Here is a 1,084-nt window from a genome sequence, read left to right on the forward strand (position 1 = left end):
TGTCAATCGGCGTCCAAAAAGGACCCCCTATCGGCGTCCAAAAGGGACCCCGTTTGTCGAGCGGTGTGACGGGTATGGCGGGCGTGCCGTTCGCGCTGGTTGCGGCGTAGGGCGGGCGTAGCCCGACCGGAGGCGCAACCAGCGCGAAGCATCTTCTGCCGGTGGTCCCGCGCGTCAGCTGCGGTGCTTGAATCGCCAGCTGTCGTTGCCGGTCTCGACGATGTCGCAGTGGTGGGTAATGCGGTCGAGCAGCGCGGTGGTCATCTTGGGGTCGCCAAAGACGGTCGGCCACTCACCGAAGGCCAGGTTCGTGGTGACGATGACCGAGGTCTGCTCATAGAGCTTGCTGACGAGATGGAAGAGCAGCTGACCGCCCGAGCGTGCAAACGGCAGGTAGCCAAGCTCGTCGAGCACCACGAGGTCGAGACGCGAGAGCTGGGCCGCCAACGTGCCGGCCTTGCCGAGGCGCGTTTCCTCCTCGAGCCGGTTCACCAGGTCCACCGTGTTGAAGTAGCGCCCGCGGGCGCCGGCTCGTACCACATTGGCGGTGATGGCGGTGGCGAGGTGCGTCTTGCCGGTGCCCGTCCCACCGACCAGCACGACGTTGCGCCGGCCGGGGAGGAACGAGCCGCTGTGCAGGGAGCGCACCAGTCCTTCGTTGATGGGAGTGTCGCCGAAGACGAAGGCGTCGAGGTCCTTCACCGCCGGCAGCCTGGCGGCCGACATCCGGTAACGAACCGACGCTGCATGGCGGTGCGTCGCCTCGGCACGCAGCAGGTCGGTCAGGACCTCCATGGTCGTGCGCTTGCGCTGGAGACCGGTGGTCACCGCCTCGTCGAAGGCGCCAGCCATGCCCTTCAGCCCCAACTCGGTCATGGCCGTCATCATCTCATGCCGCTGCATGGAGGCCTCGCAGGCTGTCATAGCGGTTGCAGTCGGCGCGGGGCGGATGGCGCAGCGCCAGGTCCTCGGGGGTGACAATGGTCAGCGGTCGTGGCGGTTCTCGCCTGCGGGCCAGGATGTTGACGATGACGTCGTCGCTGGCGGTGCCGGCCAGCAGCGCCTCTCGCACGGCCGCTTCCAC

General features: G+C 67.5%; 1 protein-coding gene and 1 pseudogene. Both read right to left on the reverse strand.

What is annotated here, in order from left to right:
* Positions 1-174: 174 nt before the first annotated feature.
* Positions 175-903 carry an IS21-like element helper ATPase IstB gene (istB, locus tag COA17_RS18610; protein ID WP_061781605.1) on the reverse strand — a complete coding sequence of 243 codons (729 nt, stop codon included), beginning with the start codon at positions 901-903 and terminating at the stop codon, positions 175-177.
* Positions 890-1,084, reverse strand: a pseudogene (locus COA17_RS18615) (IS21 family transposase); the annotation flags it as partial. The pseudogene COA17_RS18615 and the gene istB, both read right to left, overlap by 14 nt.

The organism is Sphingomonas ginsenosidimutans, from assembly GCF_002374835.1.
Classification (GTDB): domain Bacteria; phylum Pseudomonadota; class Alphaproteobacteria; order Sphingomonadales; family Sphingomonadaceae; genus Sphingomonas; species Sphingomonas ginsenosidimutans.